Here is a 25,150-nt window from a genome sequence, read left to right on the forward strand (position 1 = left end):
CCCATGACCGCCGCTGCCGCCGCTGCCAGCATCGAGCGCACCGCGCTGGTCCGCGCGGCGCAGACCGGCGACCCCGCCGCCATCGAGGGCCTGCTGGCGGCCTGCCAGACCGACGCGCGCCGCTACGCCTGGCGCCATTGCCAGGCCAGCGACGTCGACGACGCCGTGCAGGAGTCGCTGCTGGTGATCGTGCGCAAGGTGCGCGGGCTGAAGGCGGCCGCGGCGTTCTCGGCGTGGCTCTTCACCGTCATCCGGCGCGAGTGCCTGAAGCTGCAGCGCGCCATGTTCCGCCACGAGCCGCTGGACGACGAAACCGCCGAGCACCAGCTCGCCAGCCGCAGCGACGGCGCGCTGCGGCTGGACCTGACGCATGCGCTGGAGTCGCTGCCCGCGCACTACCGCGAGGTGGTGCTGCTGCGCGATTTCGAGGAGCTCACCATCGCCGAGATCGCCGAACGGCTGGGCGAGCCGCCGGGCGCCGTCAAGAGCCGGCTGCACCGCGCGCGGGCTCTGGTGCGCGAGTATTTGCTGGGGGGCGATGCGACAATCCCCCCGCCATGACAGACACCCCCACGACCCTCACGATCACCCGCCCCGACGACTGGCACCTGCACGTGCGCGATGGCGCCGCCCTCGAAGCCGTCGTTCCCCACAGCGCCCGCCAGTTCGGCCGCGCGCTGATCATGCCGAACCTGCGTCCCCCCGTGACCACCGCCGCGCAGGCCGTGGCCTATCGCGAACGCATCCTTGCCGCCGTGCCCGAAGGCATCGCCTTCGAGCCCGTGATGTCGCTCTACCTGACCGACAAGCTGCCGCCCGAGGAAATCGCGCTGGCAGCCGTTGCCGGCGTGCGCGCGCTCAAGCTCTACCCGGCCGGCGCCACCACCAACAGCGATGCCGGCGTGACCGACATCCGCAAGACCTACAAGACGCTCGAGGCCATGCAGAAGCACGGCCTGCTGCTGCTGGTGCACGGCGAGGTGACCGACCCCGCCATCGACCTGTTCGACCGCGAAGCCGTGTTCGTCGACCGCGTGATGATTCCGCTGCGCCGCGACTTCCCCGAGCTCAAGGTGGTGTTCGAGCACCTCACCACCAAGGAAGGCGCCCACTACGTGCGCGACGCCGACCGCTTCACGGCCGCCACCATCACGGCGCACCACCTGCTGTACAACCGCAACGCCATCTTCACCGGCGGCATCCGCCCGCACTACTACTGCCTGCCCGTGCTCAAGCGCGAGACGCACCGCGTGGCGCTGGTCGAGGCGGCCACCAGCGGCAGCGACCGCTTCTTCCTGGGCACCGACAGCGCGCCGCACCCGGCGCACCTGAAGGAACACGCACTGGGCTGCGCCGGCTGCTACACCGCGCTCACCGCCATCGAGCTGTACGCCGAGGCCTTCGACAGCGTGAACGCGCTCGACAAGCTCGAAGGCTTCGCGAGCTTCCACGGCCCCGACTTCTACGAACTGCCGCGCCACACCGACACCGTCACGCTCAAGCGCGAAAGCTGGACCGTGCCGGAAACCGTGCCTTACGGCGACGCCACGCTGAAGCCCTTGCGCGGCGGCGAAACCATGAACTGGAAACTCGCATGACCCCCACGCTGCGCGTGATGCTGCTGATCGACGCCGACAACGTCTCGGCCGATGTGATCGAACAGGCCGTGCAACGCACGATGGACGAGTACGGCGCCATCCACGTGCGCCGCGCCTACTGCAACGCCGAGATGGCGGTGAACCGCCAGGCTCTGTTCAAGCGGCTGTCGGTGCGCCCGATGGTGAACCTGTCGACCGGCAAGAACAGCACCGACATCGCACTGGCCGTCGACGCCATCGACCTCGTGATCGACGAGCGTCCCGACGTGGTGGTGCTGGTGTCGTCCGACTCCGACTTCGCGCCGCTGGTGATCCGCCTGCGCGAAAAGGGCTGCCGCGTCTGCGGCATCGGCCAGCAGGGCAAGACGGGCGAGGAAACGGTCGGCATCTACGACAGCTTCATGGACCTGGCGCACCACGGCGCAAGCTACGCGGCGCCCGCGGTGCGCACCACGCCCGCGAAGAAGGCGGCGACGGCCACGGCCAAGTCGGCCGCCACCAAGACCTCGCGCGCGAAGAGCGCCGGCACGGCGACGGCCACGGCCACGGCAGCCGCACCTGCCGCTGCGGCAGTGAAGAAAGCCGCGGCGAAGAAGACCGCTCGCAAGACAGCCGTCAAGACGGCTGCCAAAGCGCCCGCCAAGACGCCCGCTGCGCCGAAGCCGCAACCTCCGTCCGAAGCCGCCGAGTTCATCCTGCAGGCAGCGCCTTCGTTGCGCAGCGGCAAGGAAGTGCCGCTCAACGACGTGGCGAAAGCCTTGCGCACCGCCGGCCTGCTCGGCAAGCACGGCAGCTCGCTCAAGCTGTTCGACAAGCTCACCGCGGAGTTCGCGGTGATGCAGCACCCCGACCGCATCCGCTGGACGGGCGCGCCCGCGTCTTGACCCTGCCGGCGATCGACTGGGCGCAGCCCTGGCTGGCGCCCTATCGTTCGAGCGGCGAAGCGGTGGCGCAGGCCGCGCGGCACGCCGGCGTGGCCGCCGCGCTGCAGGGCGCCAAGCCTGTGCCCGTACCCACGCCGGTGCCGGACTTCGTGCACCAGCACGCACTGCCTCCAGGCCGAGCCTACGAGGCGCACATCTTCCAGACCCGCAGCGTGCCCACGCGCGACAACCTGCACGACTTCTTCAACGGACTCGTGTGGCTCGCGTTTCCGCACACCAAGCGCCGCCTCAACGCGCTGCAGGCGGGCGAGATCGCGCACGCCGGTGTCGGGGCCGTGCGCGGGCCGCTGCGCGACGCGCTCACGCTGTTCGACGAGAACGGCGCGCTGCTCGACGCGCCGCCCGCGCTGTGGCGGGCGCTGGCCGCGCGCGACTGGCATGCGCTGTTCGTCACGCAGCGCGGCCTGTGGCGCGAGGCGCGCCTGCTGCTGTTCGGGCACGCGCTGCTCGAGAAGCTGGTGACGCCGCGCAAGCCGATCACGGCGCACGTGCTGCTGCCTCGCGACATGAGCGCACCGCTGGCGCTCGACGACGCAACGATCGCAAGAAATTTCGATGCGGACTGGCTCCGAACGAAGCCTTTCGTACCCCTTCCGGTGCTCGGCGTGCCCGGCTGGTGCGCTGAAAATACAGCGGCATCTTTCTACGCCGACGCGGGGGTCTTCCGGCCCTTGCCGAACATCGTCACAGCGTAGTTTTCGCGGGCTCGGGAGGCCCGCCGCAGCGCGTGCACCGCACGCGGGCTGCATTCCATTTCAGAGGAGCTCACACAACAACATGGACACCGTCATTCTTCTGCTCAAGGTCGGGCTGATTCTTTACGCGATCTACAGCTTCATCGTCTACGCCTCGCGCCGCTCCGGCAACCGCGACGCGCTGAAGGACTTTCGCAACACGCCTGTGTTGCGCCGCATCACCGACGAAGAGAAATCCGCACTGCAACCCTTCCTGATGGGGCAGGGCCTCACGGTCGGCGACGAGGTGCGCGAACTGCGCGGCGCCTTCCTGCGCCATGGCCTGCAGTCGCAGGGCTCGTCGACCGAGCACGACACCATCGGCGACGTCGACGTGCTGCTGCCCTACGACGCCTTCGACCACGTCGAGCCGCACAACGAGGCGCTGGTCGTGCTCAGCAGGAAGTGCGCGGTGGTGATCCGCGTGAACGGCTTCGACCTGCTCGAAGGCCGCCAGCGCGCGCAGCGCCAGCAGGCGCAGGACAAGCAATGGAAGCGCGGCGAAGCCGGCGCGCTGCCGAGCCTCGACGAGGTCGCTCAAGACGCGAACCCGCTCGCCCGCTACGAGCGCGGCGAGGTCGACATCCTCGGCCAGCGCACCGAGACGCCCGAGGAGGTCGCGAGCCGCATGGGCCGCGGCGGCTGGGCGTCCGCCTTCGCGTGGCTGGCCGCCTTCGTGCTGCTGTGGATCGCCACCTGGGACGCCACGCGCGGCGCGCAGGCCTACCTGCTGGGCGCGGGCCTGCTCGCCGCGCTGTGGGGCGCGTGGCTCTTCGTGCGCCGGCCGTCGGCCGCGGCGGCGGTGCGCCAGCCGCAGCCCGTGAACCGCGTGCGCGGCATGCTCAACCAGATCGCCGTGGCCGACGTGCGCAACGTGGCGGTTCGCAAGGTCGGCATGTTCATCGGCGACAAGCTGAGCCTGGTGCTGCCTTCGCACTGGAGCAACCCCGCGTCGGTGCCGTACGGCGAGGTGATCGAGGCCGAGCTGCGCACCAGCGACTACAGCGCGGTGAGCTTCGGCGACCGGTGGTCCGTGGCCGACGAGTGGCGGCGCTTTCGCCCCGTGTACTGGGGCCGCCACCTGCTGCTGTTGCTGGTCGGGCTGCTGACCCTCGGCGCGCTGGCGCTGTCGGCGCCCGACCTGCGCGGCGAGGCGGCGGTGGTCGCGCAGTGGCTCTCGCACGCCAGGAGCCCCGGCTATGCCGACCCCGCGCAGCTGGAGGAGAACCCGCCGAAGTGGGCCAGCTTCGCGAACATGGAAGGCGAAGCCCGCTGCGAGATGAATATCGACACGGACATGAACGGCCGCGGCGATGACGCGCGCGCCGTGCCGGTCATCGACTGCACCACCGTGCGCTGGGCCGGCTCCGACCCGGTCGTGCCCGCGCTGGACATTCCGCAGAGCGTGCTGGCGCTCGCCCAGCCGGATTTCATCCGCGCGTCGGAGAACGGCATGTCGGCCGCACTCATCGCGATGCTGCGCATGCAGATGGGCCAGGCGCCCGACCCGCTCGCGGCCTACCGCGCGCGCGAGAACATGCCCATGGTCGTGCGCGGCTTCGACCGCTCGGTGGCCATGATCGACGCCGCCTGCCACGACAGCGGCGGTCTCTCGCCCGAAGCCTGCGGCCACCTGCAGCGCGACCTGGTGCGCGCGATCGACGCCACCGTCGAGAAGAACGGCGCCGACACGCCCGTCACCACCTGGGCGGCGCTGGCCGCCAGCGCGAAGGCGGGCGCGGAGAACGCCGACCTCGTGCTGTCGCGCAGCCAGCTCGCGACCGTGCAGCGCGTGCTGCACAAGGCCGTCGACAGCGTGGTCGCCGAGAAGATCGCGGCCGCGCGCCCGGCCATCGTGCCGGCCAGGCGCGGCGTGCTGCTGGCGTCGACCTCCCGCATCGGCGATGCGCGGGGCAAGTCGAGTGAGTCGGGTGAGTCCGGCGCCGAGCCGGGCGAAGACGCCGAGGATGCCGCGGCCGATGACATGGCCGGTGGTTCGCCCCGCGGTTCCCTGCTCGAACGCTGGGAACGGCTGCGGCGCAATGCCACCGCCGACGGCCTGCGCCCCTTCGTGCTCGAGGGCCTGGTGACCGCCGTCGGCAAGGACGCCGCGGGCACGACGCGGGTGCGCATCGACCCGGGCCTGGACGCCACGCGCAGGGCCAGCGCCGGTGCGTACACGCTGTGGACGCTGTTCGCGGCGCTGCTGGTGCTGGTCAACGGCGTGCTGTTCGCGGTGCGCCTGACGCAGGGCATGCGCCGCGGCGCGCGCCTGCAGGCCGACATCGCCACGCGCCCGGCGCCGGGAACAGCGGGCCTGTTCTGAATCGTCCGGGCCTTCGGCGCTCTCCGACAGGCCTTTGCGCGCCCGGGGAATACCCGGGCGCCGGAACTTTTGCTCCTATCATGGCTTTACCGGCTGCCGCCGTCCGGAGCGCCCCACAACGCACAACAACACCCAGGGCCTCCATGCCGCGCACGGCTTGAAGTGGGCCCCTGGGCCCACATCTAGGTGGCAGATTTCCCCACGGAGAATTCAACTTGAAACGTATCCTTCTGTTCGTCCTGACCAATGTGATGGTGGTCGCGGTGCTTGGCGTGGTCGCCAGCCTGCTCGGCGTCAACCGGTTCCTGACGGCCAACGGCCTCAACCTGGGCGCGCTGCTCGGCTTCGCGCTGGTGATGGGTTTCGGCGGTGCGATCATCTCGCTGCTCATCAGCAAGCCCATGGCCAAGTGGACCGCCGGCCTGAACATGATCGACAACCCCCAGACGCCCGACGAGGCCTGGATCGTCGGCACCGTGCGCAAGTTCGCCGACAAGGCCGGCATCGGCATGCCCGAGGTCGGCATCTTCGAGGGCGAGCCCAATGCCTTCGCCACCGGCGCGTTCAAGAACTCGTCGCTGGTGGCGGTGTCTACCGGCCTGCTGCAGAACATGACGCGCGAAGAGGTCGAGGCCGTCATCGGCCACGAGGTGGCGCACATCGCCAACGGCGACATGGTGACCATGACGCTGATCCAGGGTGTGATGAACACCTTCGTCGTGTTCCTGTCGCGCGTGATCGGCTATGCAGTCGACAGCTTCCTGCGCCGCGGCGACGATCGCTCGTCGGGCCCCGGCATCGGTTACTACGTGAGCACCATCGTGCTGGACATCGTGCTCGGCTTCGCCGCCGCCATGGTGGTGGCCTGGTTCTCGCGCCACCGCGAGTTCCGCGCCGACGCCGGCGCCGCCGCGCTCATGGGCCAGAAGCAGCCGATGATCAACGCGCTCGCCCGCCTGGGCGGCCTGCCGGCCGGTGAACTGCCCAAGGCCGTGGAAGCCATGGGCATCACCGGCAGCATCGGCAAGCTGTTCTCCACGCACCCGCCGATCGAGGATCGCATCGCGGCGCTGCAGAACGCGCAGCGTTGAGCTGAGCGGCAACGCAAATTGAAAAAGGGGCTGGTCGATCGACCAGCCCCTTTTTTCGTTTGCCGAACCGTGTGTCGTTCGCTCAGAGGTTGAGCGCCGAGATGGCTTGCAGCCCCTGCTTGATGTTGTTGCGCGCGGCACCTTCCACCGACATGCGCAGGCGGGTCGTGCCCACGAGCGAATCGAACGCGCCGCCCGTGTAGGTCGACTTGATGACCTGGCGCAGGGCCACCGAGTTGTCGGAGACCTTGATGAGCGTCCAGCCGGCTTCCATGTCGACCGTGAACGCGGCACCGAAGGTGGGCTTGTTCAACCGGGTGATCGAGACCGACAACTCGTAGTCGCCGCTCTTGCCCTTGACGACCTCCTTGAACAATGCCGTCTTGGTGACCGACTGCTCGATGGCCGCGCGCAAGTCGTCGTTGGCGATGTCCGCGCTCCACAGGGGATTCGTTTCATTGCCGCCGCCGGCTTTGATCGAGAGCGAATAGGGCAGCTTCTTGCTCGACGCGATGCTGGTGGCGGTCATGGCGTCGCGATTGGCCGGCGAGGCGCAACCTGTGAGCATGACGACAACGGCGAGGGCGGCCAGCGCAGCAGCGCGGCGAAAGGCTTGATGGATCATTTCTGTTTTTCCGATTCTTTGAAGATGTTGCCGACCACTTCGTCGACCATTTCCTGCGGCGACAGGCGCGTGAGCGAGGTGTGGAACGAGTTGCCTGTGGCCAGGGGAAAGTCGGACTTGGGGTCGCGCACCGTCACCGTGAGCTCGAGCAGGTACATGGAGAGATCCCACATCCACTTGTCGACGTAGGTGACGACGGCGTCGACCTGCTCGGGCGGCTTGCTGTCTTCGGTGACTTGCAGGCCGCGCTTGCGCAGGTTGCCGGCGATGAGCTTGTGGATCGTGCCGTCTTCGCCCTCGAGCTTCTTGACCTGCACCACGCGCAGCTTGTCGAGGTTCGCCGAGGGATCGACGGTGGCCGTTGCGCGATTGACGGCACAGCCGCTCGCGAACAGGGATACGGCCACGGCTGCGAGAAGCAGCCTGATGACTCTTTTCAATTAACTTTCTCCTCCGCCCGAAATGGGCCGGAGAAATGTAACTGCAAATGTATGAAAACGTTTCGGCCACCGCACCAAAAAGGTGGGCGACGCGGCGGCGTCCCGTGTGTCCGCCGCGCCGGTGGGCCGGGCCCGTGACCGCTCAGTTGCTGGTGGGCGCGGGTTCCGAGGGTTGCGACGGTTCCGAGAGTTCAGCAGGCGCTTCCTCGGCCGACGGCGCAACGGCAACGGCAACTGCTTCGGCAGTGGCCCCGGCGGCAGCGGCTGCCTCCGCGGCAACCGCAGCAGCCTCGGCAGCTTCAGCGGCCGCCTGCGCCTTCTTCTGGTCGTCGCGCACGCGCTGCAGTGTGCGCGTCACCTCGGCGCGTTCCATGCCGTACATCTCCGCGAACTCCTGCTCGCTGCGGCCGCTGGCCTCGAAGGCACGCAGCAGCGCTTCGCGCTTGGCGGCCTGCTGGGCGAGGTCGGCCAGGGCTTCGTCCACCACGGCGTTGGCGTTGGCGTCGCGCGAACGCACGAGCACCGCATAGGCCTCGCGGTCGAGGCCGGAGGCCTCGATGGCCTTGGCGATGCGCGTCACCAGCTGCGGGCGCAGGTCTTCACCGTTGTTGCGCTGCATGCGGCGGCGGTGTAGTTCGAGGATGGCGTGGTGCACATGCTCGGGCGCGACCGGGTCCAGCGCGTTGCCGTCGAGGTCGTGGCGCGCCAGGCCGGCGGCCACGGCCTCGAGGTAGCGCGTGGAGCGCGCATGCAGGCCCATGGCCACCTTGAGGTCTTCGGCCTTGAAGTCTTCGGGGTGGCGGGCCAGCAGCTCGTCGTACACGCCGAGCTTCAGCGGCACGAAGCGCGCGCCGAACAGCTTGGGGTACAGCGCGAACAGGCGCTCGAGCGCCGGGTGCACCTTGCGCTGCGGGCGTGCCGGCTGGGCCTGCGCCTGCGACTTCTGTTGTTGCTGCTGCTGGCGCGGCTGCTGCGGACGCTGGCCGCGGCCACCGCGGCCACCGCGGCCGCCGTCGCCACCGGGATTCTTCTGGCGCGGCGGGCGGGAGGCCTGCTCTGCCTGCTCTGCCGGTTGGCTGGACGCGGGCGCATCTGCGCCCGCGTCGGTTCCTGTACCGGCCTGCAGCTGCTTCAGCTGGTCGGCCATGTCCAGTTGCGGGCGCCGGGGAGGGCGGGCGTTCGTCTTCGGGGTGGCGGTGGAAGCGTCGGTCATGCGGGGGCGCGGTGGAATGAATTGGAAAAAAGAAAGCCGGCGGGGCGCGTTCAGCGCGGCCGGAACATCCTGAAGAGATTGTCGGGGCTGACTTCGAAGTAGTCAGCAGGGCCGCCTCCGCGCAGGATGGGCTGCGCCGCGGCGGTGTCGTAGATGCCGTCCTTCAGCAGGTGGCGCGCAATGTGCACGCCCACCACTTCGCCGAGGACGAGCCAGGTCTGCACCGGCACGCCATCCACGCCCTCGAGCTGCAGGATCTGCGTGAGCCTGCATTCGAAGGACACGGGGCTCTCGGCCACGCGCGGCACCGCGATGGTCCGCGAGGCGGCCGTGGTGAGGCCGGCGAGCTCGAACTCGTTCACCTCGGGCGGCACGGCCGCGCACGAGCGGTTCATCTGCTCGGCCAGCGGGCGGGTCGCCAGGTTCCAGCCGAACTCCCGCGTCTGGCGGATGTTGTGCAGGCTGTCCTTGGCGCCGATGCTGGCGAAGCCGACCAGCGGCGGCGTGTAGTTGAAGGCGTTGAAGAAGCTGTACGGCGCGAGGTTGAGCACGCCGTTCGCGTCCTGCGAGGAGATCCAGCCGATGGGGCGCGGTCCGACCATCGCGTTGAACGGGTCGTGCGGCAGGCCGTGGCCCTTGGCGGGTTCGTAGAAATGGAAGTCGTCGCTGGCCATGAAGGTCTCGGTGGTTCGCATGCGGTTCAGTGGCTCAGGGCCGAAGCCCGTGCCGCCTGCCGGCCGATCAGCAGCCGGAACGGCAGCAGCATCAGCACGCCCACGGCCAGCTTCACGGCGAGGTCGCCGAGCGCCCAGGTGAGCCACGGGCCGTCGGTGCCCGCGAAGGCGATGCCCCAGAACACGATGCTGTCGAGCACGGCCGCGATCACGGTGGCCACCAGTGGCGCGCGCCACCACAGGCCGCGGCGCAGGCGGTCGAACACGCCGATGTCGAGCAGCTGCGAGGCGATGAAGGCCAGGCCCGAGGCCGCGGCGATGCGCGCCGGTGCGAGCAGCAGCGACACGCCCACCGCCACCGCGAAGCCGACCCACGCCACGCGCCGCGCCATGCCGGGACCGAAGCGCCGGTTGACGAGATCGCTCACGAGGTACGCCACCGGGTAGGTGAAGGCGCCCCAGGTCAGCCAGTCGTTGAGCGCGAACTGCACGAGGATGTTGGAGGCCAGCACCACGGCCGCCATGGCCAGCGTGGCGGCGGTCAGGTGGCCCAGCGTGGGGCGCTCGAAGCGCGTGGGTTGCATGGCCTGCATCAGACGTTCGCCGTGCGTTCGTGTGCGCGTTCGCGTTCGATTTGGGCCCGCACGCCGTGCGCCACGGCCTCGGCCACCTTGATGCCGTCCACGCCGGCCGACAGGATGCCGCCCGCGTAGCTCGCGCCTTCGCCGGCCGGGTACAGGCCGCGCACGTTGAGGCTCTGGAAGTCGTCGCCGCGCGTGATGCGGATCGGCGACGAGGTGCGCGTTTCGACGCCGGTGAGCACCGCGTCGTGCGTGTCGAAGCCCTTGATCTTGCGGCCGAAGGCGGGGAAGGCCTCGCGCATGGCCTCGATGGCGTAGGCCGGCAGGGCTTCGCGCAGGTCGGTGGGCGTCACGCCGGGCTTGTACGAAGGCGTGACGCTGCCCAGCGCGGTCGAGGGCTTGCCGGCCACGAAGTCGCCCACCAGCTGGCCGGGTGCGTGGTAGTTGCTGCCGCCGAGCACGTAGGCGTTGCTTTCGAGCGCGCGCTGCAGCGCGATGCCCGCGAGCGCGTCGCCGGGAGCATTGGCTTCCCATCCCGGGAAGTCCTTCGGGTCGATGCCGACCACGATGCCCGCGTTGGCGTTGCGCTCGTTGCGCGAGTACTGGCTCATGCCGTTGGTGACCACGCGGCCCGGCTCGCTGGTGGCCGCGACCACCGTGCCGCCGGGGCACATGCAGAAGCTGTAGACCGAGCGGCCGTTGCTGGCGTGGTGCACCAGCTTGTAGTCGGCCGCGCCCAGCAGCGGGTGGCCCGCATGGCGGCCCCAGCGCGCGCGGTCGATCAGGCCTTGCGGGTGTTCCACGCGAAAGCCGATGGAGAAGGGCTTGGCCTCGATGTGCACGCCGCGCGCGTGCAGCATCTCGAAGGTGTCGCGCGAGCTGTGGCCCAGCGCCATCACGACGTGGTCGGCGCGCAGGTCGCTGCGGGTGCCCGTGGCCTGGTCGAGCACGGTGAGGCCGCGCAGGTGTTTGCCGCCCGGGCCGTCCTCGATGTGCACGTCGGTCACACGCTGCTCGAAGCGGATCTCGCCGCCCAGCGCCACGATCTGCTCGCGGATGTTCTCCACCACCTTCACCAGCTTGAAGGTGCCGATGTGCGGGTGCGCGACGTAGAGGATCTCGGGCGGCGCGCCGGCCTTCACGAACTCTTCCATCACCTTGCGCCCGAGAAAGCGCGGGTCCTTGATCTGGCTGTAGAGCTTGCCGTCGGAGAAGGTGCCGGCGCCGCCTTCGCCGAACTGCACGTTCGACTCGGGGTTCAGCGTGCTCTTGCGCCACAGGCCCCAGGTGTCGCGGGTGCGCTGGCGCACGGTCTTGCCGCGTTCGAGCACGATGGGCCGAAAGCCCATCTTCGCCAGCATCAGCGCCGCGAAGATGCCGCAGGGGCCGAAGCCGATGACCACCGGGCGCGACGCGCCTTCGGGCGCATCGGCCGGCGGCGCGTAGCGCATGTCGGGCGCGTTCTGGATGTGCGGGTGGCCCGCGTGCTTCGCGAGCAGGGCGGCCTCGAGCTTGGCGCCTGTCAGCTGCACGTCGCAGATGTAGACGGTGAGCAGCTCCACCTTGCGCGCATCGAAGCTGCGCTTGTAGACGGTGTGGGAGGCGATCGCGTCGAGCGGAACGTCGAGCGTTCTGGCGATCAGGGTGACCAGCGCGTCGGGCGCGTGGTCGAGCGGGAGTTTGAGTTCGGAGATTCTCAGCATGGCGTGGGGCTTGTGGTTATCAAGCAGACCGCGCATTTTAAGCGCCGAAGGCGCTATCAAAGGTATAGCTGTGTCAGCCGCTGTATCAGGCGGGCAGGAAGCCTTCGACCGAGAGGTAGCGCTCGCCGGTGTCGTAGTTGAAACCCAGCACCACGGCGTCGGGCGCCAGCGAGGGCAGCTTCTGCGCGATGGCCGCGAGCGTGGCACCCGAGGAGATGCCCACCAGCATGCCTTCTTCGACCGCGCAGCGGCGGGCCATTTCGCGCGCCGGTTCGGCGTCGACCTGCAGCACGCCGTCGAGCAGCGAGGTGTCGAGGTTCTTCGGAATGAAGCCCGCGCCGATGCCCTGAATGGGGTGCGGCGCCGGCGCGCCGCCGGAGATCACGGGCGAGGCCACCGGCTCCACCGCGAACACCTGCAGCTTGGGCCACTTCTTCTTGAGCACCCTGGCCACGCCCGTGATGTGGCCGCCCGTGCCCACGCCGGTGATGATGACGTCGATGCCCTCGGGGAAGTCGGCCGCGATTTCCTCGGCCGTGGTGCGCACGTGCACGTCGACGTTGGCGGGGTTGTTGAACTGCTGCGGCATCCACGCGCCGGGCGTGCCGGCGACGATTTCCTCGGCGCGGGCAATGGAGGCCTTCATGCCGCCGGCGCGCGGCGTCAGGTCGAAGGTGGCGCCGTAGGCCAGCATCAGGCGGCGGCGCTCCACCGACATGCTGTCGGGCATCACCAGGATCAGCTTGTAGCCCTTGACGGCCGCCACCATGGCCAGGCCGATGCCGGTGTTGCCCGAGGTGGGCTCGACGATGGTGCCGCCGGGCTTGAGCGCGCCGCTCTTCTCGGCGTCTTCCACCATCGACAGCGCGATGCGGTCCTTGATGGAGCCGCCGGGGTTGGCGCGCTCCGACTTGATCCACACCTGCTGCTTCGCATTGCCGAACAGGCGGTTGATGCGGATGTGCGGCGTGTTGCCGATGGTCTGGAGGATGTTCTGGGCCTTCATGGATGGGGTCTCCTTGGATCGATGCGTTGGTGTCGGAAGGACAGCGCGCATTGTGAGACCAGCCCGTTGCGCTTTCAGCGCGAGGGTGTTGCGGCAGGCAACAGGCGGCCTTGCAGCATCAGCGCGAGCGTCTTCAGCACCAGCAGGCCGACGATGAAGTTGGCGGCCACGAACGACGCCGGGGCCAGCCATTCGACCGGGCCGGTGGCGCCCGCGGCCAGCAGCCGCATCGCCAGCGTGGGCAGCGCGCCCACGCCGAAGCTGAAGGCCCAGTACGAGGGCGCGAAGGGCTGCCGCGCGATCCACGGCAGCAGCCGCAGGAGCAGCAGCGCCTGGAACACGCCGTAGCCCAGCAGGACCTGCGCGAACAGGTCGGGCACGCCGCCGTTCAGGCTCAGGTAGGTGACGCCGCCCACCACCGCCGGCGCGAGCTGGATGCCGAGCACCGGGCGTTGCGCCTCGGGCATGGGCGGCTGCAGCGCGGCGCGCCCCAGGATCAGCGACTCGATGGCCAGCCACGAGAACAACCCCGCGCCGAAGAACAGCATGCCCAGTTGCGGCCAGCCGAAGGTGGCGGCCGCCGTGCCGGCCACGAAGTTCTGCGCCACGGCCGGCATGTAGATGGCCGGCGTGACCATCTCGGGCTGGCGCCCGCCCTGCCACATGCGGCCGTAGAGCCAGAGGCCGAGCACCAGTTGCGCGGAGACGGCCACGGCGAACACGGCCAGCGCCACGGGCCGCGAATACGGCAGCAGCGCCATTGCCGCCAGCATGCTGGCCACCGGGCCCAGCGCGGCGAACGACGACTGCACCGGGTGGTTCATCTCGGCGCGCGCCTCGGCGTCGTGGCGCAGCCACTTGCCGGCGTACAGCGCCAGCACGGCGAGCCACACCGCGATGCCGCTCCACGTCACCGCGGGTGCGATGTCGGGCGGCAGGTGCCACAGCGGCGTGGCCACGCGCCAGGCATTGCCCATGGCGAGCACGCCGACGGCGATGCCGAAGAAGGAGGCCGGGATGGCGGGGAGAGCCGAGAGGGCCGAGGGCGTTGAAAGAGGGGCACGATCGGAAGTCATTCTGTTCACCTCGTGAAAAGAGCCGTAAAGAGCCCTGTAGAGGGCGTTGGAACGACTTTAGGCCGGCATGCCGCACGTTTGAATGCCAGAATGCCTCACAAAATTGCTCCAACGTCTCACGCCCATGCCATGGATCCCTTGAGCGAACTCGTCGGATGGCTCGACCCGCGCGGCCGCATGGACCTGCGCTGCCTGTTCGGGGAAGACTGGGCCGCGCCGCACGAGGCCATCGGCCCGTGGCGCGCGCCGTTCCACATCCTGCTGCGCGGGCGTTGCGACCTCTGGCTGCCGGAAAGCCGCACGCTGGTGCCGCTGGAGGAGGGCAGCCTCGTGGTGCTGCCGCGCGGCTCGGCGCATGTGCTGCGCACCGCGGGGCGTGAGGAGGAAGGCCGCGAGGGCCGCGAGGGCCAAGAGGGCCAGGAGGGCCGCGCGATTCGGCTGCGCCCCGGCGAGCTGGTCGACCTCAAGACCAACCTGCGCCAACCCGCGAAGGCCGACACCGACATCCTCTGTGGCGAGTTCGAGTTTCCGGGCCGGCGCCGCAGCACGTTGCTCGAGGCGCTGCCCGAGCCCATGGTGATCCCGTTCGCGCAGCACCCCGGATACGGCTGGCTCGAAGGGCTGGTGCGGCTCATGGCGCACGAGATCGAGCAGCAGCGCCCGGGTGCGGCGGCCATCGTGGCACAGCTGTCGGGCACGCTGTTCACGCTGGCGGTGCGGGCGTACCTGGCCACGCTGCCGGCGCTGCCCGCCTCGCCTGCCTTGCCCACGTCGCCCGCCTTGCCCGCCTTGCCCGGTGTGCTCGGTGTGCTCGGGCTCATGGCCAGCCCGCGCCTGGCCCCCGGGCTGCAGGCCATGCTGGCGCAGCCCGAAAAGGCGTGGACCGTGGCCCTGCTGGCCGAGCGCTGCCACATGTCGCGCGCCACCTTCGCGCGCGAGTTCGCGCGGCGCGCGGGCACCGGCCCGCTGGAGCTGCTGACCACCTTGCGCATGGAGCTCGCGTCGCGGCTGCTGGCGCGGGGCGGGCAGGACACGGCCAGCGTGGGCGAGGCGGTCGGCTACCGCTCGGAGGCGGCTTTCAACCGCGCGTTCACGCGGCATGCGGGCGTGACGCCGGGGCGCTTTCGGCGCGCCCTGATCAGCCCGCCAGCACCGGCCGGCGCAGCGGCGCCTTCCACAGCTCCGCCAGCAGCACGCCCGCCACCGTCAGCACGCCGCCCACCGCGTGGTACGCCGCCAGCGACTCGCCGATGACGGCCGCGGCAATCACCGCCGTGAACAGCGGGATCAGGTTGAAGAACATGCTCGCGCGGCTCGGGCCGATGTGCGCCACCGTGTGCATCCACACCAGCGGCGCGATCATGGAAGCGCCCAGCCCTGCGAAGGCGACCAGCGGCAGGTTGGCGGCCGACAGGCCCACCCGTGGCGTGAGCAGGTACAGCGGCAGCAGCGCAATCACCGCGACCACGATCTGCAGGTACAGCAGCTGCAACGCGGGCACGTTCTTCATGCCCCAGCGCTTGAGCAGGATCACGTAGACGGCATAGGCCAGCATGGCCAGCAGCATGAGGGCGTCGCCCATGTTCGCGCCACTCTTCAGCAGCGTGCCCAGGTCGCCGGAAGACACCACCACCAGCACGCCCGCGATCGACACCAGCGAGCCGGCCACCGCGCCCGCCGTGAGCCGCTGGCCCAGCAGCAGGATGGACAGCGCCAGCACCATCATGGGCGTGAGCGAGCCGATGATGCCCATGTGCGTGGCCGTGGTCAGGTAGGCCGCGTAGTACGCCAGGCTCTGGTAGACCACCATGCCCAGCAGCCCGAGCACCGCGATGCGGCCCAGCTGCGGGCGAATGGCCTGCCAGTTGCGCAGCACCGGGCGCAGCGCCAGCGGCGTGAAGAGCAGGGCGGCCAGCAGCCAGCGGTAGAAGCTGATCTCGGCCGGCGCGATGGTGCCGGCCGCCATCTTGCTGACGACGACGTTGCCCGACCAGATGACGACGGCGAGCAGGGGGAAGGCATAGGGCCACATGCGGTGAGTGCTTTCTTTTTCGGGGTACGGACCTATCATGGATGCGTCCGTCCTGCGGCATATAGCGCGATCAGGACATCCCGTCCGGAATTCCGGACGTTTTCTTGCCCAGGAGCCCCGCACCCCATGGCCGACCGGTTGCGCTACGTGCAGATCCAGGACGTGGAGGGCATGCCTGGGCCCTTCCATTTCAACTACGACGAGTTCGGCGCCGACATGCTGGCCGCGCCGCACAGCCACAGCTGGGGCCACCTGAACTACGCCGCGCACGGCACCCTGCAGATGGAGACCGAGGGCCTGCGCTTCCTGTCGCCGCCGCAGTACGCGGTGTGGATTCCGCCGACGGTGGTGCACAGTTGCACGCTGCGCCATGCCATCGTCTACCGCACCATCTACATCACGCCTGGCCTGTGCGCCGGCGCCGGGCTGCCGGACGCGCCCTGCACCGTGCGCATCAGCCCGATCATCCGCAGCGTGCTGGCCGACTTCGCGGCGCGCGACGTGCGCGAGCCGAAGACGCCCGCCGACCTGCGGCTGGCGCACGTGGTGGTCGACCAGCTGGCCGTGGCCGAGGTCCAGCGCAGCTACCTGCCGGCGGCGGCGTCGCCAGCGCTCGCGACCGTGCTGGAAGCGCTGCAGGCCGACCCCGGCGACCACCGCCCGCTGGCCGAATGGGCCGAGCGCGTGCACATGACCGAGCGCACGCTGGCGCGCCAGTGCCAGCGGGAGCTGGGCATGTCCTTCGGCGACTGGCGCCAGCGGCTGCGCTTCCTGCGCGCCATCGACGCGCTGGAGGCTGGCCGCACGGTGCAGGAGATCGCGTTCGACCTGGGCTACAGCACCGCGTCGGCCTTCATCGCGATGTTCCAGCGCGAAGCCGGAACCACGCCCGAGCAGTACCGGCGCGAGTTCTGCGGCATCGCCTGAAAAGGGCGGGCTTCGTCATGAGGCGATAATCCGCCCCGTGAAGCACGCCAGACCGCCGCTGGTGCAAGCCCGAAAGGGACGACGCCGCAAGGCGCCGTGTCGAAAGACCGCACTGGAGGAACGTCCGGACTGCACAGGACAGCGCAGGAGTTAACGACTCTCCACCGTGAGGTGAGGATCAGAGCAACAGAGACGAGCCGATTGAGTTCGGGTGAAACGGGCAATCTCTGCGCGCAGCAACACCAAGTAGGCCAGTATCGAGGTGGTTCCGCTGAGCTGGCGGGTAGGTGGCATCGAGCCGTTTGGCGACAAACGGCCCAGAGTAATGGCGGTCACGCCGGAGTCTTCGCAAGAGGGCTCCGGTGCACAGAATCCGGCTTATCGGCGAGCTTCACACTTTTCTTTCAGCCGGCGCAGCCAGCGCCGTGCTTCAGGCGCCGTGCTTCGAGCGCCGTCCCTCAGGCGGACAGGTCGCCTTGCGGCAGCCGGTGCAGGGCGTAGCAGCGCCGCAAGCTGTCGATCCACGCCGATGACACGCCCGCGAGCGATGCCTCGAGGATGAGGCCGGCGTCGTCGGACACATAGGCCGCGAGTTCCGGGTCGCCCGTGCGTTCGGCCGTGTTCTTGAACACCCATTCCCGCAGGTCTTTCGAACCCGCTTCCTGTTCGTGGCGCGCCGCTTCCGGCTGGCCCTTGCCGGCGTCGTCCACATCGGCGGCCGCGAGCGACCACGCGGCGTCGAACGGCGCTTCGTCGCGCGCATCCAGGTAGTCGTCCACCGAAAAGCCCGGCAGGGCCATCGCTTGCGCCAGCGTGGCTTCGATATCGCGTTTGAGCTGTTCCACGTCCATCCGGCCGATTCTCCCGCTCGTTGCCGCACGGGCTGCACGGATTAGTAGTTACCCCTATAATCGATAGCAGACTAACTATTAGGCAGCTACCGTGACCGACCCCGAAACCTCCCGGCAGACACGCGCACAGGCGCTGATGCGGCTCGGCACGTCGCTTTCGGTGCTGCAGCGCGGCTACCGCGCCGCGGCCGACAAGGCGGTGGCGCACGTGGGCGTGTCGCAGACGCTGGCCTACCCGATCGTGATGCTCGGGCGCATGAACGGCGAGGTGCGCCAGGGCGTGCTGGCCGAGGCGCTCGGCATCGAAGGCCCGTCGCTGGTGCGCTCGGTCGACCAGCTGGTGGAAGCCGGCCTGGTCGAACGCCGCGAAGACCCGGCCGACCGCCGGGCCAAGACCCTGCACCTCACCGAGGCCGGCAAGGCCACCTGCGCGCCCATCGAGGCCTCGCTGGTGCTGATGCGCGCGTCGCTGTTCGACGGCGTGTCCGACGAGGACGTGGCCGCCTGCCTGCGCGTGTTCGGCGTGCTCGAGGAGCGCATGGGCGTTCGCGCCGTGCTGACGCCCCCGCCGCCGCAAGCCGTGCCGCCGCAGGAACGGGAAGGGCGCAAATAAATGGCCGGGCTCTCTCTTCCGCGCTTCAGCCGCGCGGAGCTCCTGTTTTCCGGCAAGAGCTTCGCCGCCGCCATGCTGGCGATGTACCTGGCCAGCCGCGCCGGCCTGCCGCGCCCCTTCTGGGCGCTCATGACCACCTACGTCGTGGCGCACCCGCTGGCCGGTGCCGTGCGCTCCAAGGCGCTGTACCGCTTCTGCGGCACGCTCATCGGCAGCACCGCCACCGTGCTGCTGGTGCCCGCGCTGTCCAACGCGCCCGAGCTGCTCACGCTGGTGCTCGCGCTGTGGGTCGGCCTGTGCCTGTGCATCTCGCTGTTCGACCGCACGCCGCGCTCCTACGTGTTCATGCTCGCGGGCTACACGGCCGCGCTGATCGGCTTTCCGTCGGTGCAGACGCCGCTCGCGCTGTTCGACACCGCCGTGGCGCGCGTGGAAGAAATCGGCCTGGGCATCTTCTGCGCCACGCTGGTCCACAGCCTGGTGTTCCCCGCGGGGCTCGCGCCGACCGTGCTGGGCCTGCTCGACCGCACGCTGGTCGATGCGCGCAAGTGGCTCGGCGACCTGCTGCAGCCTGCGGGCCGCGCCGGTGGAACAGGTGCTGCCGGTGGCACGGCCGATGCCGACCCCAAGCGCCTCGACGACGACCGCCGCCGCCTCGCCGGCGACATCACGCAGCTGCGCCTGCTCTCCACCCACGTGCCCTTCGACACCACGCACCTGCGCTGGACCGCCGGCGCCATCCGCGCGATGCAGGACCGCGTGGCCGCGCTCACGCCCGCGCTGTCCGCCGTCGAAGACCGGCTGCAGGCGCTCGAACAGGCCGAAGGCCGGCTCGCGCCCGACGTTGCCGCCGTGCTTGCACAAGCCGCGCAATGGCTGCGCGACGAAGCCGAGCCCACCGGCGACGCCGCGGCGCGCGCCCAGCGGCTGCAGGCCCTGCGCCGCGCCATCGACACGCTGAGCACCATGCCCGCCACGGCTGCCGGCACTGCCGCGCAACCCACCCCCTGGGGCCGCGCCCTGCGCATCGGCCTGGCCGGCCGGCTCGAGGAACTCGTCGACGGCTGGAACGCCTGCGCGCAACTTCGCCTCGACATCGACGAAGGCCTGAAGGGCGCCGCGCCGCTGCGCCGCACCGCCGCGCTCGGCAGCCGTGTGCTGCACCGCGACTACGGCATGGCGCTGCTGTCGGCGCTGGCCGCCGTCATCGCCATCTGCCTGTGCGGCGCGTTCTGGATCATCACCGGCTGGCCTTCGGGTTCGGCCGCGCCCATGATGGCCGCCGTTTTCTGCTGCTTCTTCGCCACCATGGACGACCCCGTGCCGGCGATCCACGGTTTCCTGAAGTGGACGCTGTGGTCCATTCCCGTCTCCGCGCTCTACGTGCTGGTGCTCATGCCCACCGTGCAGGACTTCGGCATGCTCGCTCTGATCTGCGCGCCGCTGTTCCTGCTGCTGGGCGTCTACATGGCGCGGCCCACGCACTTCATGGCCGCGATGGCGCTGATCTTCGGCGTGGCCGGCACGCTCGCGCTGCACGACACCGCCAGCTCCGACCTCGTGAGCTTCACCAACGGCATGATCGGCCAGATCGTCGGCGTGGTGGTCGCGGCGCGTGTCACCCGCCTCGTGCGTTCGGTGGGCGCCGACTGGAGCGCGCGGCGCATCCAGCGCGCCACCTGGCGCGAGCTCGGCGACATGGCCGCTTCTTCGCAGCCGCAGTACGCGCAAAGCGACGCCTACGCCGTTCGCATGCTCGACCGCATCGGCCTGCTCGCGCCGCGCATCGCGCAGGCCGGCGGCACCGTCGAGGGCGTGGCCGCGAACGACGCGCTGCGCGACCTGCGCATGGGCGCCGACATCGCCGTGCTGCAGCGCGTGCGCGCGCAGCTGCCGATGGCCACTTCGGCCGCGCTGCTGGGCGGCATCTCGCGCTTCTTCCGCCAGCGCGGCGAAGGCCGCATGAACCCGCGCCCGCCGGGCCTGCTGACGCAGATCGACGAAGCCCTGGGCGCCCTGCTGGCCGAGCGCAACGCGTCGTCTTCCGCGGCTTCCCGCGCGGCCGTCACCGCTCTGGTCGGCCTGCGCCGCAACCTCTTTCCCGACGCGCCGCCCATGCTGGCGAGCGCGCCCGTGCCAGTCATTCAAGGAGCGTCCGCATGATCGGCGAAGCCAGTTTCTACGGCCTGTACCTGCCCTGGATCATGGTGCTGGCGCTCGGCGCCTTCGCGGCCCTGTGGGCCGTGCGCCGCCTGCTCGCGGCCACCGGCGTCTACCGCTGGGTGTGGCACCCCGCGCTGTTCGACATGGCGCTGTACCTGCTGCTGCTCTACGCGCTGAGCCGCGCGACCTCTTACCTTCAATAAATTAACGAGATTCCCATGAAAGCCAGTCCTTCCTTCGACAACCCCTGGGCCCAGCGCCTGGGGCGTGTTCTTCTGACCGTCGTGGTGGTGGCCGCCGCCGTGTGGGCGGGCCTGCGCCTGTGGGACCACTACGAACTCGCGCCGTGGACGCGCGACGGCCGCGTGCGCGCCAACGTCGTGCAGATCGCACCCGACGTGTCGGGCCTGGTCACGGCCGTGCCCATTCGCGACAACCAGTCGGTGGCCGCCGGCACGCTGCTGTTCGAGGTGGACCGCGCGCGCTACGACCTCGCCGTGCGCCAGGCCCAGGCCGCGCTGTCGGCCCAGCGCGCCATGAGCGCCCAGGTGCAGCGCGAGAACCAGCGCAACGTGGGGCTCGACGACCTCATCTCCAAGGAGTCGCGCGAGCAGACCCGTTCGCGCGTCGAGCAGATGCAGGCTGCCGTCGCGCAGGCCGAAGTGGCGCTCGACTCGGCCCGCCTCAACCTGCAGCGCGCCGAAGTGCGCGCGCCCACCGACGGCCTGGTGACCAACCTCGACCTGCGCCAGGGCAGCTACGCCGCGGCCGGCCGTCCGGTGCTCGCGCTGGTCGACGCGCAGTCGTTCTACGTCGAAGGCTACTTCGAGGAAACCAAGCTGCCGCGCATCCACCTCGGCGACCGCGTGCGCGTGACGCCCATGGGCGGCGGCGCGGTGCTCGAAGGCGCGGTCGACAGCGTGGCCGCCGGCATTGCCGACCACGACCGCTCCACCAGCGCCAACCTGCTGCCCAGCGTGAACCCCACGTTCAACTGGGTGCGCCTGGCGCAGCGCATTCCGGTGCGCATCAAGCTCGACCCGCTGCCGCAGGGCGCGCGGCTGGTCGCGGGCCAGACGGTCACGGTGCAGGTGCTGGAGAACAAGGCGGCGCGCAACGCCGCAGCAACGGCGCCTGCCGCACAGAAGGGGTGAATCACATGACCGGCTTCGCATTCCGCATCGCGGCGCTGGCCGCCGCGGCCGGGCTCGCCGCCTGCGCCGCGGTCGGCCCCGACTACCACCAGCCGCCCGAGGCGCTGGCCAGCCAGGCCGGCGCCGCACGGCCTTTCGCCGAGGCTCCCGCCAACGCCGCGCCGCTGCCCGCGCACTGGTGGCGCCTGTACCACGACCCGCTGCTCGACAAGCTCGTGGCGCAGGCCCTGGCCCACAACACCGACCTGCGCCAGGCCGTGGCCAACCTCGAGCGCGAACGCGCCATCGAGGACGAAGTGGCCGGCGCCAAGTACCCCACCATCGGCGTGAACGGCGGCCCGTCGTTCGGCCACGTGTCGGGCCTGTCGCTGCTGCAGAAGGGCTACGAGCCGCCGAGCACCTTCAACTACAGCGCGGGCGCCTCGCTGTCCTACCAGGTCGACCTGTTCGGCCAGATCCGCCGCGGCATCGAGGCCTCGCAGGCCAACACCCAGGCCGCCGAAGCCGCGCTCGACCTGGTGCGCGTGAACGTGGCAGCGGGCACCGCGCGTGCCTATGCCGAGGCCTGCTCGAGCGGCCTTCGCCTGCAGATCGCGCAGAAGTCGGTGTCGCTTCAGCAGGACGCCGTGAACGTCACCGACCGCCTGCAGCGCGCGGGCCGCGCCGGCGCCATCGACGCCAACCGCGCCCGCGCGCAGCTGCAGCAGCTCAATGCCTCGCTGCCGCCGCTCAAGGCCGAACGCCAGGGCGCGCTGTACCGCCTGGCCACGCTCACCGGCGCGCTGCCGCAAGACTTTCCGCGCGAGGTGGCCGACTGCACCGTGCCGCCGCGCGTGGCCGGCGCGCTGCCGGTCGGCGACGGCGCCGCGCTGCTGCGCCGCCGCCCCGACATCCGCCAGGCCGAACGCAGCCTTGCCGCATCGACCGCGCGCATCGGCGTGGCCACGGCCGACCTGTACCCGAAGATCACGCTGGGCCTGTCGGGCTCGTCGGTGGGCCATGCCGACGGCTTCGGCCGCAAGGACACCTTCGCGTGGAGCCTCGGCCCGCTGATTTCGTGGACCCTGCCCAACACCGGCGTCGTGCAGTCGCACATCGTGCAGGCCGAGGCCGGCACGCGCGCCGCGCTCGCCAGGTTCGACGGCACCGTGCTCACCGCGCTGCGCGAGACCGAGACCGCGCTCGGCACCTACGCCCGCGAGCTCGACCGCCATGCCGCGCTGCAGGCCGCGCGCGACGAGAGCGCCAAGGTCGCCGCGCAGGCGCGCCAGCTGTACCAGAATGGCCGCACCGCCTACCTCGACTCGCTCGACGCCGAGCGCTCGCTGGCCACCAGCGAAGCGGCGCTCGCGGCCAGCGAGGCGCAGCTGGCCGACGACCAGGTCGTGCTGTTCATGGCACTGGGCGGGGGCTGGGAGCCGGCCGATGACAACCTGGCGCAAGGCGCCACGCCAACCGAAGCGACGAACACCAAGCAATGACCACCAAGCAATGACCGTCACCGCAGCAACCACCGAGCCGCAGCGCCGCCCGCACGCACCGCTGTGGCTGCTCGCGTTGGTCACCTTCAGCGGCACGCTGGCCATGCACATCTTCGTGCCCGCGCTGCCCATCGCCGCGAAGAGCCTGGGCGCCGGCATGGGCGCCATGCAGATGACGGTGAGCCTCTACATCTTCGGCCTCGCCGTGGGGCAGCTGGTGTACGGCCCGCTGGCCGACCGCTACGGCCGCCGCCCGGTGCTGCTGCTGGGGCTCGGGCTGTACTGCGTGGCCGGCCTTGCGGCTGCCATGGCGCCTGAAGTGCATTCGCTGATCGCGGCGCGGCTGTTCCAGGCCGTGGGCGGCTGCGCCGGCCTCGTGCTGGGCCGCAGCATCGTGCGCGACACCGCCGAGCCGCAGGAGGCCACGCAACGCCTGGCGTTGATGAACCTCATGGTCACCATCGGCCCGAGCCTCGCGCCGCTGATCGGCGGCGCGCTGGCCACCGCGCTGGGCTGGCGCTCGATCTTCTACGCGCTCTTCGCGCTCGGCGTCATCGGCTTCCTGGCCACCTGGCGCCTGCTGCCCGAAACCGGCGCACCGGGTGCCAGCGTGAATGCGCGCGACCTGGCGCGCAACTACAGGAAGCTGCTGGGCTCGCCGGCCTTCCTGGGCTTCTCGGTGGGCGGCGGTTGCGCCACCACGTCGATGTACGCCTTCATCGCGTCGGCGCCCTTCATCTTCGTGGACCAGTTGCACCGGCCCGCGCACGAGGCGGGCATCTACCTGGCCATCCTGGTGTCGGGCGTGTGGCTGGGCAGCTTCCTCACGAGCCACCTGATCTCGCGCGTGCGCGTCGACCGGCTCATGACGCGATCGAATTCGCTGAGCGTGGCGGCGGCCTTCGTGCTGCTCGGCGCGGCGCTGAGCGGCCACCTCTCGGTGACGCTCATCGTCGTGTGCATGTTCCTCTACACCGTGGGCGCCGGCATGGCCTCGCCGGCCGCGCTGACGCAGGCGATCAGCGTGAACCCGCAGGTCATCGGCTCGGCCTCGGGTCTGTACGGCTTCACGCAGATGGCCGTGGGCGCGCTGTGCACGGCGCTCGCCGGCATGGGCCACCGCAACCCCGCGCTGGCCTCGGCCATCGTGCTGGCGGGGGCGGGCATCCTGGCGCAGCTGTCGTTCGCGGTGGCGCTGCGCGCGCAGCGGCGCGCGGGCGCGGCCAAGGCGTAGCCAGTGCGCAATCAGCGCGTGACCAGCGCGTAGTCAATCTCAACGCGTGAACAGCCAGCCGCCCTTCGGCTGGCGCGTCAGCTCATGGCGCTTCACCGCGCGCTCCTCGCCGTCGTCGCCCACGTAGACCACCTCGAAGCGCAGCAGCTTCGGCGTCACCATCTTCCAGTTCTGGATGCGCTTGACCGTCACGCAGGCGGTCTTGTCGTGGTACTGCATCTCGGCCATCGGGGCGCCCTGGAAGCCCGTGCCGTCGAACAGCCGGCCGGACGCGGCGAAGGGGTTGAGCACCGCGCCGTTGCGCGCGGTGATGCAGCCCTCGGTGCGCACGAACGACTCGATGGTCGGCGACGCGCTGCGCAGCACCTTGCCGATGGCCGGGCTGGGCGTCTTGCCGTCGAGCGCCTCGCGGATGCGCTCCACCTGCTGCTCGGTGATCGGCGCAAGGCCGTCCCGGGTGATCACCGCCGGCGGCGGGGCCGTGGCCGCGGGCGGCGGCGTGGGCTCGAAAAAACTGCAGCCTGTCACCAGTGCCAGGGGCACGGTGCAAGCGAGAGTAAGGGCAAGGGCGGCGCTCGGTGAGCCGAACTTCATGGCTGAGTCTCCTGTCGGCGGCACGCGTGTGCCGCAGGCTGAAAATTGCAGTCCGCGAACATGCGGTGCGTCGTCGGGGGCGTTGTCTGG

The 25,150-nt window shown here is 70.3% G+C and carries 25 protein-coding genes and 1 other RNA gene; 15 read left to right on the forward strand and 11 right to left on the reverse strand.

The annotated features are described in order from the left end of the window. Positions 1–3: 3 nt before the first annotated feature. The 6 genes from BM004_RS00940 (at position 4) to htpX (ending at position 6,693) form a co-directional block, all read left to right on the forward strand. A complete protein-coding gene (locus BM004_RS00940) occupies positions 4–561 on the forward strand; it encodes an RNA polymerase sigma factor (RefSeq protein ID WP_093210709.1) in 558 nt (185 codons plus the stop codon). Continuing rightward, positions 558–1,598 carry a dihydroorotase gene (pyrC, locus tag BM004_RS00945; protein WP_093210711.1) on the forward strand — a complete coding sequence of 347 codons (1,041 nt, stop codon included), beginning with the start codon at positions 558–560 and terminating at the stop codon, positions 1,596–1,598. Before BM004_RS00940 ends, pyrC begins: the two co-directional genes overlap by 4 nt. After that, a complete protein-coding gene (locus tag BM004_RS00950) occupies positions 1,595–2,482 on the forward strand; it encodes an NYN domain-containing protein (RefSeq protein WP_093210713.1) in 888 nt (295 codons plus the stop codon). Before pyrC ends, BM004_RS00950 begins: the two co-directional genes overlap by 4 nt. Beyond that, positions 2,479–3,237, forward strand: a complete 759-nt coding sequence (locus tag BM004_RS00955) for a DUF3025 domain-containing protein (protein ID WP_093210716.1) — start codon at positions 2,479–2,481, stop codon at positions 3,235–3,237. The genes BM004_RS00950 and BM004_RS00955 overlap by 4 nt, the downstream gene beginning before the upstream one ends. A gap of 82 nt (positions 3,238–3,319) precedes the next feature. After that, positions 3,320–5,602, forward strand: coding sequence for an IgaA/UmoB family intracellular growth attenuator (locus BM004_RS00960; protein WP_093210718.1), 2,283 nt, complete (start codon positions 3,320–3,322; stop codon positions 5,600–5,602). A gap of 215 nt (positions 5,603–5,817) precedes the next feature. Continuing rightward, positions 5,818–6,693 carry a protease HtpX gene (gene htpX / locus BM004_RS00965; RefSeq protein ID WP_093126288.1) on the forward strand — a complete coding sequence of 292 codons (876 nt, stop codon included), beginning with the start codon at positions 5,818–5,820 and terminating at the stop codon, positions 6,691–6,693. 82 nt (positions 6,694–6,775) lie between these two features. Here htpX and BM004_RS00970 read toward each other — a convergent pair whose 3' ends face one another. The 8 genes from BM004_RS00970 to tehA all read right to left on the reverse strand — a co-directional run bounded on the left by BM004_RS00970 (position 6,776) and on the right by tehA (position 14,011). After that, on the reverse strand, positions 6,776–7,318 hold the full coding sequence (locus BM004_RS00970; protein WP_093210721.1) for a hypothetical protein: 543 nt from the start codon (positions 7,316–7,318) through the stop codon (positions 6,776–6,778). Then, a complete protein-coding gene (locus tag BM004_RS00975) occupies positions 7,315–7,758 on the reverse strand; it encodes a hypothetical protein (protein WP_093210723.1) in 444 nt (147 codons plus the stop codon). Before BM004_RS00975 ends, BM004_RS00970 begins: the two co-directional genes overlap by 4 nt. Before the next feature lie 142 nt (positions 7,759–7,900). Next, the gene (locus tag BM004_RS00980; protein WP_093210725.1) at positions 7,901–8,971 is read right to left on the reverse strand and encodes a ProQ/FINO family protein; all 1,071 of its coding nucleotides are present in this window, start codon (positions 8,969–8,971) and stop codon (positions 7,901–7,903) included. A 50-nt stretch (positions 8,972–9,021) separates the two neighbouring features. After that, positions 9,022–9,666 (reverse strand): flavin reductase family protein, encoded by a 645-nt coding sequence (locus tag BM004_RS00985; RefSeq protein WP_256219737.1) that lies wholly within the window; start codon positions 9,664–9,666, stop codon positions 9,022–9,024. Between the two features lie 5 nt (positions 9,667–9,671). Further along, positions 9,672–10,229, reverse strand: a complete 558-nt coding sequence (locus BM004_RS00990; RefSeq protein WP_093126823.1) for a VUT family protein — start codon at positions 10,227–10,229, stop codon at positions 9,672–9,674. An 8-nt stretch (positions 10,230–10,237) separates the two neighbouring features. Further along, a complete protein-coding gene (locus BM004_RS00995; RefSeq protein WP_093210727.1) occupies positions 10,238–11,929 on the reverse strand; it encodes an NAD(P)/FAD-dependent oxidoreductase in 1,692 nt (563 codons plus the stop codon). Positions 11,930–12,014: 85 nt separating this feature from the next. Then, positions 12,015–12,935, reverse strand: coding sequence for a cysteine synthase A (gene cysK / locus BM004_RS01000; RefSeq protein WP_093126280.1), 921 nt, complete (start codon positions 12,933–12,935; stop codon positions 12,015–12,017). Positions 12,936–13,009: 74 nt separating this feature from the next. Next, entirely contained in the window at positions 13,010–14,011 is a 1,002-nt protein-coding gene (gene tehA, locus BM004_RS01005; RefSeq protein WP_093210729.1) for a dicarboxylate transporter/tellurite-resistance protein TehA, read from the reverse strand. Between the two features lie 129 nt (positions 14,012–14,140). Between tehA and BM004_RS01010 the strand changes: the two genes are divergently transcribed. Further along, positions 14,141–15,265, forward strand: coding sequence for an AraC family transcriptional regulator (locus tag BM004_RS01010; RefSeq protein ID WP_177206304.1), 1,125 nt, complete (start codon positions 14,141–14,143; stop codon positions 15,263–15,265). Here the strand turns inward: BM004_RS01010 and BM004_RS01015 are convergent. After that, the gene (locus BM004_RS01015; RefSeq protein WP_093126273.1) at positions 15,150–16,043 is read right to left on the reverse strand and encodes a DMT family transporter; all 894 of its coding nucleotides are present in this window, start codon (positions 16,041–16,043) and stop codon (positions 15,150–15,152) included. The two genes, BM004_RS01010 and BM004_RS01015, sit on opposite strands and share 116 nt — an antisense overlap. Before the next feature lie 126 nt (positions 16,044–16,169). Between BM004_RS01015 and BM004_RS01020 the strand changes: the two genes are divergently transcribed. Both BM004_RS01020 and rnpB read left to right on the forward strand, forming a co-directional pair. Then, a complete protein-coding gene (locus BM004_RS01020) occupies positions 16,170–16,970 on the forward strand; it encodes an AraC family transcriptional regulator (RefSeq protein WP_093210733.1) in 801 nt (266 codons plus the stop codon). A gap of 39 nt (positions 16,971–17,009) precedes the next feature. After that, an RNA gene (gene rnpB, locus BM004_RS01025) (RNase P RNA component class A) lies at positions 17,010–17,367 on the forward strand. Positions 17,368–17,428: 61 nt separating this feature from the next. Here the strand turns inward: rnpB and BM004_RS01030 are convergent. Further along, positions 17,429–17,815 (reverse strand): hypothetical protein, encoded by a 387-nt coding sequence (locus BM004_RS01030; protein ID WP_143072389.1) that lies wholly within the window; start codon positions 17,813–17,815, stop codon positions 17,429–17,431. A gap of 142 nt (positions 17,816–17,957) precedes the next feature. Between BM004_RS01030 and BM004_RS01035 the strand changes: the two genes are divergently transcribed. Genes BM004_RS01035 through BM004_RS01060 form a run of 6 tightly spaced genes read left to right on the forward strand, consistent with a single transcriptional unit; the run spans position 17,958 to position 24,466 of the window. Beyond that, complete coding sequence (locus BM004_RS01035) at positions 17,958–18,434, forward strand: MarR family winged helix-turn-helix transcriptional regulator (protein ID WP_093126265.1); 477 nt, start codon at positions 17,958–17,960, stop codon at positions 18,432–18,434. Continuing rightward, entirely contained in the window at positions 18,435–20,597 is a 2,163-nt protein-coding gene (locus BM004_RS01040) for an FUSC family protein (RefSeq protein WP_093210737.1), read from the forward strand. Further along, entirely contained in the window at positions 20,594–20,800 is a 207-nt protein-coding gene (locus BM004_RS01045; protein WP_093126261.1) for a DUF1656 domain-containing protein, read from the forward strand. The genes BM004_RS01040 and BM004_RS01045 overlap by 4 nt, the downstream gene beginning before the upstream one ends. A gap of 15 nt (positions 20,801–20,815) precedes the next feature. Next, entirely contained in the window at positions 20,816–21,751 is a 936-nt protein-coding gene (locus BM004_RS01050) for an efflux RND transporter periplasmic adaptor subunit (RefSeq protein ID WP_093126259.1), read from the forward strand. Positions 21,752–21,756: 5 nt separating this feature from the next. Continuing rightward, on the forward strand, positions 21,757–23,232 hold the full coding sequence (locus tag BM004_RS01055) for an efflux transporter outer membrane subunit (RefSeq protein ID WP_093210739.1): 1,476 nt from the start codon (positions 21,757–21,759) through the stop codon (positions 23,230–23,232). Positions 23,233–23,242: 10 nt separating this feature from the next. After that, positions 23,243–24,466 (forward strand): multidrug effflux MFS transporter, encoded by a 1,224-nt coding sequence (locus BM004_RS01060; RefSeq protein WP_093210741.1) that lies wholly within the window; start codon positions 23,243–23,245, stop codon positions 24,464–24,466. Between the two features lie 39 nt (positions 24,467–24,505). On the opposite strand, the gene BM004_RS01065 is transcribed toward BM004_RS01060, so the two are convergent. Further along, a complete protein-coding gene (locus BM004_RS01065) occupies positions 24,506–25,060 on the reverse strand; it encodes a hypothetical protein (protein WP_093210743.1) in 555 nt (184 codons plus the stop codon). Positions 25,061–25,150 lie beyond the last annotated feature (90 nt).

Source organism: Variovorax sp. OK212 (assembly GCF_900112425.1).
GTDB lineage: Bacteria > Pseudomonadota > Gammaproteobacteria > Burkholderiales > Burkholderiaceae_C > Variovorax.

Bases quoted from the DNA above. Each gene is read 5' to 3' on its own strand.
- BM004_RS00940 (WP_093210709.1), top strand. From the start codon at position 4: ATGACCGCCGCTGCCGCCGCTGCCAGCATCGAGCGCACCGCGCTGGTC.
- BM004_RS00980 (WP_093210725.1), bottom strand. From the start codon at position 8,971: ATGACCGACGCTTCCACCGCCACCCCGAAGACGAACGCCCGCCCTCCC.
- BM004_RS01035 (WP_093126265.1), top strand. From the start codon at position 17,958: ATGCGGCTCGGCACGTCGCTTTCGGTGCTGCAGCGCGGCTACCGCGCC.
- BM004_RS01065 (WP_093210743.1), bottom strand. From the start codon at position 25,060: ATGAAGTTCGGCTCACCGAGCGCCGCCCTTGCCCTTACTCTCGCTTGC.
- tehA (WP_093210729.1), bottom strand. From the start codon at position 14,011: ATGACTTCCGATCGTGCCCCTCTTTCAACGCCCTCGGCCCTCTCGGCT.
- BM004_RS01045 (WP_093126261.1), top strand. From the start codon at position 20,594: ATGATCGGCGAAGCCAGTTTCTACGGCCTGTACCTGCCCTGGATCATG.
- BM004_RS00985 (WP_256219737.1), bottom strand. From the start codon at position 9,666: ATGCGAACCACCGAGACCTTCATGGCCAGCGACGACTTCCATTTCTAC.
- BM004_RS00990 (WP_093126823.1), bottom strand. From the start codon at position 10,229: ATGCAACCCACGCGCTTCGAGCGCCCCACGCTGGGCCACCTGACCGCC.
- BM004_RS00970 (WP_093210721.1), bottom strand. From the start codon at position 7,318: ATGATCCATCAAGCCTTTCGCCGCGCTGCTGCGCTGGCCGCCCTCGCC.
- BM004_RS00950 (WP_093210713.1), top strand. From the start codon at position 1,595: ATGACCCCCACGCTGCGCGTGATGCTGCTGATCGACGCCGACAACGTC.
- BM004_RS01050 (WP_093126259.1), top strand. From the start codon at position 20,816: ATGAAAGCCAGTCCTTCCTTCGACAACCCCTGGGCCCAGCGCCTGGGG.
- BM004_RS00960 (WP_093210718.1), top strand. From the start codon at position 3,320: ATGGACACCGTCATTCTTCTGCTCAAGGTCGGGCTGATTCTTTACGCG.
- BM004_RS01040 (WP_093210737.1), top strand. From the start codon at position 18,435: ATGGCCGGGCTCTCTCTTCCGCGCTTCAGCCGCGCGGAGCTCCTGTTT.
- BM004_RS01020 (WP_093210733.1), top strand. From the start codon at position 16,170: ATGGCCGACCGGTTGCGCTACGTGCAGATCCAGGACGTGGAGGGCATG.
- BM004_RS01060 (WP_093210741.1), top strand. From the start codon at position 23,243: ATGACCGTCACCGCAGCAACCACCGAGCCGCAGCGCCGCCCGCACGCA.
- BM004_RS00995 (WP_093210727.1), bottom strand. From the start codon at position 11,929: ATGCTGAGAATCTCCGAACTCAAACTCCCGCTCGACCACGCGCCCGAC.
- pyrC (WP_093210711.1), top strand. From the start codon at position 558: ATGACAGACACCCCCACGACCCTCACGATCACCCGCCCCGACGACTGG.
- BM004_RS01015 (WP_093126273.1), bottom strand. From the start codon at position 16,043: ATGTGGCCCTATGCCTTCCCCCTGCTCGCCGTCGTCATCTGGTCGGGC.
- BM004_RS01010 (WP_177206304.1), top strand. From the start codon at position 14,141: ATGGATCCCTTGAGCGAACTCGTCGGATGGCTCGACCCGCGCGGCCGC.
- BM004_RS01055 (WP_093210739.1), top strand. From the start codon at position 21,757: ATGACCGGCTTCGCATTCCGCATCGCGGCGCTGGCCGCCGCGGCCGGG.
- cysK (WP_093126280.1), bottom strand. From the start codon at position 12,935: ATGAAGGCCCAGAACATCCTCCAGACCATCGGCAACACGCCGCACATC.